Source organism: Pseudoalteromonas sp. 78C3 (assembly GCF_002836695.1).
Taxonomy (GTDB): Bacteria; Pseudomonadota; Gammaproteobacteria; order Enterobacterales; family Alteromonadaceae; genus Pseudoalteromonas; species Pseudoalteromonas arctica.
This window is the reverse complement of the sequence record NZ_PJAV01000004.1, coordinates 1-6,807: the sequence shown is the minus strand read 5'-3', so window position 1 is coordinate 6,807 and position 6,807 is coordinate 1. Positions and strand designations below refer to the sequence as shown.

At 35.1% G+C, this 6,807-nt stretch carries 9 protein-coding genes and 1 tRNA gene; 3 read left to right on the top strand and 7 right to left on the bottom strand.

Annotated features, from left to right (window positions below):
• Positions 1–311 precede the first annotated feature (311 nt).
• The 3 genes from CXF76_RS00125 to CXF76_RS00115 all read left to right on the top strand — a co-directional run bounded on the left by CXF76_RS00125 (position 312) and on the right by CXF76_RS00115 (position 2,180).
• The gene (locus tag CXF76_RS00125; protein ID WP_101162746.1) at positions 312–533 is read left to right on the top strand and encodes a hypothetical protein; all 222 of its coding nucleotides are present in this window, start codon (positions 312–314) and stop codon (positions 531–533) included.
• Positions 526–1,407, top strand: coding sequence for a site-specific integrase (locus tag CXF76_RS00120; RefSeq protein ID WP_101162745.1), 882 nt, complete (start codon positions 526–528; stop codon positions 1,405–1,407). The genes CXF76_RS00125 and CXF76_RS00120 overlap by 8 nt, the downstream gene beginning before the upstream one ends.
• Positions 1,408–1,469: 62 nt before the next feature.
• A complete protein-coding gene (locus CXF76_RS00115) occupies positions 1,470–2,180 on the top strand; it encodes a sce7726 family protein (RefSeq protein ID WP_101162744.1) in 711 nt (236 codons plus the stop codon).
• Between the two features lie 58 nt (positions 2,181–2,238).
• On the opposite strand, the gene CXF76_RS00110 is transcribed toward CXF76_RS00115, so the two are convergent.
• The 7 genes from CXF76_RS00110 to CXF76_RS00080 all read right to left on the bottom strand — a co-directional run bounded on the left by CXF76_RS00110 (position 2,239) and on the right by CXF76_RS00080 (position 6,732).
• Positions 2,239–3,369: a beta family protein gene (locus CXF76_RS00110; protein WP_232785068.1), complete on the bottom strand. Its 1,131-nt coding sequence runs from the start codon at positions 3,367–3,369 to the stop codon at positions 2,239–2,241.
• An 8-nt stretch (positions 3,370–3,377) separates the two neighbouring features.
• The gene (locus CXF76_RS00105) at positions 3,378–3,872 is read right to left on the bottom strand and encodes an ImmA/IrrE family metallo-endopeptidase (protein WP_101162743.1); all 495 of its coding nucleotides are present in this window, start codon (positions 3,870–3,872) and stop codon (positions 3,378–3,380) included.
• On the bottom strand, positions 3,869–4,516 hold the full coding sequence (locus tag CXF76_RS00100) for a hypothetical protein (RefSeq protein ID WP_101162742.1): 648 nt from the start codon (positions 4,514–4,516) through the stop codon (positions 3,869–3,871). The genes CXF76_RS00105 and CXF76_RS00100 overlap by 4 nt, the downstream gene beginning before the upstream one ends.
• A 208-nt stretch (positions 4,517–4,724) precedes the next feature.
• Positions 4,725–4,801, bottom strand: a tRNA-Ile gene (locus tag CXF76_RS00095).
• Positions 4,802–5,048: 247 nt separating this feature from the next.
• The gene (locus CXF76_RS00090) at positions 5,049–5,555 is read right to left on the bottom strand and encodes a hypothetical protein (RefSeq protein ID WP_101162741.1); all 507 of its coding nucleotides are present in this window, start codon (positions 5,553–5,555) and stop codon (positions 5,049–5,051) included.
• A 379-nt stretch (positions 5,556–5,934) separates the two neighbouring features.
• Positions 5,935–6,093 carry a YqaE/Pmp3 family membrane protein gene (locus CXF76_RS00085; protein WP_002957822.1) on the bottom strand — a complete coding sequence of 53 codons (159 nt, stop codon included), beginning with the start codon at positions 6,091–6,093 and terminating at the stop codon, positions 5,935–5,937.
• A 72-nt stretch (positions 6,094–6,165) separates the two neighbouring features.
• The gene (locus CXF76_RS00080; RefSeq protein WP_101162740.1) at positions 6,166–6,732 is read right to left on the bottom strand and encodes a BON domain-containing protein; all 567 of its coding nucleotides are present in this window, start codon (positions 6,730–6,732) and stop codon (positions 6,166–6,168) included.
• Between the last annotated feature and the right edge of the window lie 75 nt (positions 6,733–6,807).

The following is a 6,807-nucleotide window of genomic DNA, read 5'->3' as shown; positions in this document are numbered from 1 at the left end:
ATATAAGGTGTTATACGCATACTTTTATTTGCAGATTGAAATGGTTTGAAAAAGTGCTAATCTAGAAGCTAGTTTAGCTCTTAACGAGCAAAGAAAAATACAGGCGCTGTTCAGCTGCCTTCAAAACGTAGTAACGAGGTTTACAAGTTTCACTTCACTGTGAAAATCATATTGATGCTTTTACGTATCAAAAATAATTAATGGCGAGATCAGTCCGAGCCAAACGCTATGCGTTGAACAGGGGCGAATAGGCGTTAGCCGCTGAGCTTTATAATAGCCAGTCTATCTTACAAATCCCTTGGAGAGTTACTATGTCCTTTAATGCTAAGGCTGAAGCATTGCGCCTGAAAAACGAAAAAAAGCTAATTAGTAAAAAACGATTCAAGCCATCAAAGCTCGATATTCATAAATACAAACTACTGGCGCTTCATAAAGAAGCAACAAGTATTGCTTGTTTACAACGTTGGCTTTTACGCAAAGGAGTGAAAACACACTGGAGTACTGTAAAACGATGGATTGATAAAAATGCCTAAGTTCGCAAAGCCTGAAGCGCAAGCGGAGAAGCTAGCTAAAAACTTATACAAGCACAAAATTATTAAATCGCTTGGCACTGCTCGTAATTATAAAACTGCACTTATAAAAATAGCTCGGTGGTCAAAAGATATTGGAATTAATGGTGTACAGGGTATGAGCCTTCAAGATGCTTATAAATATCTTGATTACCGCAGTGAGTTTGCAGGCCAAAAAACACTGGATATGGAACGGCAAGCAATTCAAGCTATGTTTAAACTCAACGGCAAACTAAGCACAAAAGAAACGCTGACAGTAATAAAGTCCGAAAAAGATAAAATTGAAAAATCTCGCGCCTATACCTCAGCTCAAGCACATGCTGTTAGTGAACATCAAACTAATATGCATAGCCTATCAACAGAAATTGCTTATGCCGCAGGATTAAGAGCACATGAGCTTTTAACAATTGCCAAAGTATCAGAGCGTAAAGCCGATAGCCGCCCAACCCTTGATAGTAAATGGCTCGGTCGAGAAGGTTGTATTTATACTGTGAAAGGTAAAGGCGGCCTTGTCCGCGATGTATTAATACCTAACGCATTGGCATCCCAGCTAGAAAAAAGGCGTTTAGCGCAGCCTGTAACAGTGCGTGATAGGGAAATTAACTATTTACAACGCTATGATATTGGTGGAGGCCATAAATGGTCATGCTCATTTTCAAAAGCATCTAATCGCGCTCTATTTTTTTCTAATGGTGCTCATGGCCTTAGACATAGCTACGCGCAAGAAAGAATGGATGAGCTAAAAAAACTGGGACTAAGTAGAGTTATAGCTCTTGAAACAGTGTCGCAAGAGCTGGGCCACTTCAGATCTGAAATTACAGAAGTTTACTTAAGGTAGAACTAGCTGTTTTCAAACCCTCTTTGTATAATGCATGCTATAAGTTTTTAGAGGTATTCATAGTGAACAACAATCGTTTTTTAGAGCCCGATATAAAAATCGCTATAATTAATAAATTAAGGGATGTAGGCGATTTAGGGGATCATTCATTAGTTATTAATGAATTCACTATAGATTATTTTGCGAGGAGAGTTGATTTAGTAGTTCTTATCAGAGGAAAGTTAATCGCCTTCGAAGTTAAAAGTGAAAGTGACAATTTATCAAGACTGGATGGTCAACTTAAAAAGTATTCAGAATACTTTGATAAAGTGATTGTTGTTGCAGCTAAAAAGCACATAGAAAAAGTAAAAAATACAGCTCAAGACAATGTTGGTATTTGGGAGTTTAGTGATAATAAATTTAAAATACACAGGAGAGGGAAATTAAGCTTTATACGTAACTATGAAAAATTATCACAACTTATGACACTCGAAGATTTTAGGAAGTTAGTCTCGGGCTCTAAAAACAACATTTTTTCACGAGAAGATCTTTTATGTAAAGCTAATAAGCTCCCTATATCTAAATTTAGAGTTGCAACTCATGAATCGCTTTATAAAAGGTTTTGTATGACTAGCGCTTTATTTTTCAAAAAAATAGGTTCAGAACAAGCAGAAGTCAATGATTTAACAGCATTAAGTAGGTATACAGCTCCTCCTATAAAAATTAAATCAGAAAAGCCTATAAGTTGGTTAATTAAAAATAATGATCCATTAATTACAAAATTACTTACATAGAAATTCATATTAATTAACTATTCGAGTATAGGAAACAGCCTAATATATTGATTGGAGCTTAGTCTACCCATTCATCATCAGTGTCTAAATCATCTAAAACATCATCATAATGCAGCTGTTTATATAAATGAATATTGATCCTCACAGCCGTTGCTTTACTCGCTGAAGTAATCCCAAAAGAATCCCCCTTTGCCGACCTTTCGATTAATTGGGTTCCCCAAAGTTTCAAAGAAGCCTCCCAGTAGTCACTTTTAATAACCTCCATTGCAGCTTCCTGATATAACTTTATCTTTTCTTCTTTCGTTGCATTCTTTGCATCTAAAAACTCCTTTCGGATATATCTCCAATCATCTTTTAAAGGGTAGTCAACTCTTGGAGGTGGTATTCCCCCACCCCCTTTCATTCTTTTAGCACGAGTACTAGCACGATCAGAATAAATAAGCCGTATTCGATCATTTTCGTTCCTTATCTTATTAAATACCAGTCTTTCGTAAATAGGTCGTTCTCCTCTATAGGAATCAGAAAAGCTATACGGAAACGATGTACTTGAAATTGAAAATAAGGCTGTAGGAAGTTTAACTTTCAGTTGTTCCAAAAGAGACATGTATTGCTGGTAGTAAGATAAGTTAATTCTTGATATGTCACCATAGTCACAAATTATAAGGAGCTCTTTCACTTCTATATTAAAAAGTGTGTCCGCGATAAAGTTAAGTGTTGTAACACCGACTTCATCCATTTTTATATTTAGTACCACCCCTCTTTTCAAAGATTTTAACTTTGTCACCTGCTCAGCTAACTGACCTAAATCAGACAGTTGCAGGCATGGGATTGCATTCAAAGCAATATCACGTAAATATACAAACCAATTTTCGTAGCCTTGTTCTGGATTCAGTAACTTTTCAATATCATAGAATACTGGACGTGGATACTTGCCTGTAAGCTGATAATGCTTATTATCACTTAAGAATGAACTATCAATATCCGCTATCCAAGATCTATCTCCAATAGCTTTTTCTATCCTACAAATAGACTTAACTAGATCATTTGAAGCAACCCACCCTCTAAGAGGGACAAGTGGAAGTATTAGCTCCTTATCTTTTTCAGGAAGCTCTTCGATTGCCTCCATTTCAGAAACAGCCAAGGATAGCATTGGAATATATTTATATCTGAAGCCTGTAGAATTAAACAAATGAACCCCTATAACTTGCCAAAACGAATTTTAATAGCAGTAGTCGAAAGCTCAGATTCTTCAGCAATAGTTTCAAACTTTACCTCAGAAGAAAGGGCATTGTACTTCTGCTCAGCTTCTTTCATTAAGTGCCACGGCATTATAATATCAGCAGCTAAGCGGTTAGCTTCAGCTTCTAAAGCGTTGGATAAACTAGATCGATAGAGCACATCATCCACAATGCCATTTCGAAGTCTATCCCTATGTAATAGAAAGTGAGCAATCTCATGGGCAAGAGTAAAACGTTGCCGTGCTTTTACATCATGCCTATTAATTTTAATAGTACAAATATTTTCAACTTCTCTAATTTCACCAGAAATACCTGCGCTCAATGTAGAAAGTTTAACGTTTATTCCTAGAGATCTAGCAATTGCTCCGATAGGTATAGGGAGACTACCTTGAAAGCTTCTAATTAAAGATTGTTGTTCTGTTTCTAAACTGTACCATTCTGATGAAAAACTCATAAGTTATCAGTCTCTTCTTCATTTGAATTCAGGTATGAATCACTTGGTCTTCCAATGCCTCTATAAATAACTTTTGCCGCTGCATTTGTAAGAACTTGGTCGAGTTTATTGCCTTCAAAAAGCTTTATTAACTCTGACTCTGTTGTTTCATGTATTTTACTAAGAATTATTTCTTCAGCTTTAATTCTGGCAGTCTCTTCTGCACTATTAATCATTTTTTTGTAGCCGAAAAATGAAAAGACAGCAATAACTAAACCTAAAACTGTGAGTATAATTGCAACTGAAGCTAATAAAATCCCACTCCATTCAGCAAAACTCACTTTTTCATCATTTTTTATATTAAGTATGAGTAATTTTAAACTATGAATTTCATCTTTTTGGTTATTTATGGTTTTTTGTAGATTAGTCAAATCACGTTCATTCTCAGTTCTTTGATTTTCTATCTTTAACGATAATAGAACAAAATCGCCGTCACGTTTCGCTCTATCCTCGTACTTATCTCGTAAAGAATCATAAATATGGAATTTTTCGGTAGATTCAATTTCTGAAACATCTTTTTGTAACACAGTTTCAGCTGAGGCTGCTGAAAGAAAAGTAACTATAAAAAGAAGTACTAAAGTTAAAAGTGGAACTTTCCTGTTCATCAATTGCCTTAAATAAAAAATTTAACTTAATTTATAGTACATGTAATTCTAAAGTTTACAACGATATACATAATACAAAGTCTTAAATATTTTCATCTAGCTAACAGAGCTTGCTGAAAAAATTACGCTTAGTATATAATCAAAGTAGCACAGAGGTAGCACAGGGTAATTTCGGTTGGTAGGTATTTACTTGGAAAGCTTGTAAAAGTGGTGGCCCCTCCCAGACTCGAACTGGGGACCTAACGATTATGAGTCGTGTGCTCTAACCAACTGAGCTAAGGGGCCAACTTTTATATAACTGCTAGGCAGTTAATTTTTGAAGCGTTCAGTCACAGAGCGACTAAAGCGGGTTGCAGTATAAAAACTTTTTAGGTGCTTGTCACTACCAAACACCTTTATTTTAACAATCAGTAAGCTAACTGCTTAAATAGTAATCTTTTAGGTGGGTATAAGCATAAAATGTAAGATATTTCCCATGATATTTTCTGCATTAAATTATAAAAACCTTCCCCCCACATGTAGTCTTTTATATTTAACGCTCTACTTTTTTAAGTAAAGCTAACATATATGTGTAGGCATACAAGGCTGTAAAAAATATGCTTGGGGCTACTGTAAGTGCCAAATTAGGTGTCTGATTAATTACATTCACCATAATCACTAAGCTCGATTGAACAGTAATCGGAATAATAGGCGCAAAAAGTACACCTGCTATTTTTTTGTTACCTAAATACGAGGCGCTAGAGTTAATTGCATTATTGAAGCTTTGTCGTATTGCTACGTTTTGTGGTGTTTTAGAATGAAACATACAAATAATTGGAGTTACAAACGCAAGCGTTACATAACTAGACTTATACTTGTTGACGACCTTTTCTAAAATAAAAGTAAAAAACAGCGTTACAAATCCACTATACAAACCTTGTACTAATGCAGCTTGAAACGTGACAGATTTAGCAATATCTGCCGAACTATTTGCCCAGTAGGCCCAACTAAAATAAAAAACGAATGACACAACGCCTGACAGTATAAGTCGAATATTCAATTAGCTACCTCAATATGCGTAAAAACTTGGTTTAATGATAACACTAGAAGTGATGGTAATATTGCCACTTAATAATAGAGTAATTAATCGCGTATTGTAGATATATAAACAAACTAATGTTAAAGACTTCCTAAATGGCATCAATACAGAATCAGAACACTGCTGTTAGTTAGAAAGCTTAATTGAAGTAAACGATAGGTGTGGCTGAGGGAATGTTGGGAGTGAGTTACAAGAAATAAATCACTTAGTTTGAGTCAATTAAAAATTAGATTTTGATAAAAAATATTTACTTTAAAAACTGATATTGTGAGCCGATCAGTACTGAAGTTTTTATTTAGCTAAACCTCAGTAGTCGGCTTACACAATATATAATCTGTCATTATTTTTTCGCAATAATGTAGATTGCATGTATTAACCCTGGGAAATAACCTAGCAGTGTTAATAAAATATTTAACCAAAAATGCATACCTAAGCCAACTTGCAAAAACACACCTAATGGCGGTAATAAAACCGAAAGTATTATACGAATAATATCCATGACTAAACTCCATTTAAATTAAGCATTAAAAAGACGTAAAGCCCAGTGTTAGTGGGCCTTAACTATACTGTATTATTCAGCAACAATAGCTAGTTTATCAACTACGTCACGAACATCTTCAGCATTTTTAGCAATTTTAACTGCTAGTTGTTTTTCAGCTTCAGACTCTACTGAACCGTTCAGAGTTACAATACCATTGTCGGTATCAACATCGATGTCTGTACCACCAACTTCTGAATCAAACAGGAAGCGAGTTGTGATTACAGTGGTGATTTTAGCGTCCGTTAAGTCGTTATCATCATCGTCCATCATGTCTTTGCTTCTATCTTTTGTGTCCATGCTTTTAACAACGGTAAGGCTGTTTTCAACATCAGATACGCCATCTAGGCTAAGTACAAGTTCTTCTGCTAGCTCTTTATCAAGCTCGCTATTAACTTTACCTGTAAGTACTACCTTGCCATTTTTTACATCAGTGTTAATGTCAAAGTTGTTTAGATTAGTGTTCATAAGTAGAACTGTTTCTGCCTTACCATCAATCCAAGCATCTTTACTTTCGTTTTCCCAGCTGTTTGCTTGGGCACCCATAGCCGTAGTACCAAGAACTAAAGCCGCGATAATAGATTTGTTAAATGTTTTCATAATCTTTCTCCTTTTGATTAAAGACACTTTAACTAATGCGAGCTTTAGGCCAACTTTATTTATATATATATTTCA

Excerpts from the sequence above, each read along its gene's own strand:
- CXF76_RS00080 (WP_101162740.1), bottom strand. The coding sequence starts at position 6,732 with ATGAAAACATTTAACAAATCTATTATCGCGGCTTTAGTTCTTGGTACT.
- CXF76_RS00125 (WP_101162746.1), top strand. The coding sequence starts at position 312 with ATGTCCTTTAATGCTAAGGCTGAAGCATTGCGCCTGAAAAACGAAAAA.
- CXF76_RS00085 (WP_002957822.1), bottom strand. The coding sequence starts at position 6,093 with ATGGATATTATTCGTATAATACTTTCGGTTTTATTACCGCCATTAGGT.
- CXF76_RS00120 (WP_101162745.1), top strand. The coding sequence starts at position 526 with ATGCCTAAGTTCGCAAAGCCTGAAGCGCAAGCGGAGAAGCTAGCTAAA.
- CXF76_RS00100 (WP_101162742.1), bottom strand. The coding sequence starts at position 4,516 with ATGAACAGGAAAGTTCCACTTTTAACTTTAGTACTTCTTTTTATAGTT.
- CXF76_RS00105 (WP_101162743.1), bottom strand. The coding sequence starts at position 3,872 with ATGAGTTTTTCATCAGAATGGTACAGTTTAGAAACAGAACAACAATCT.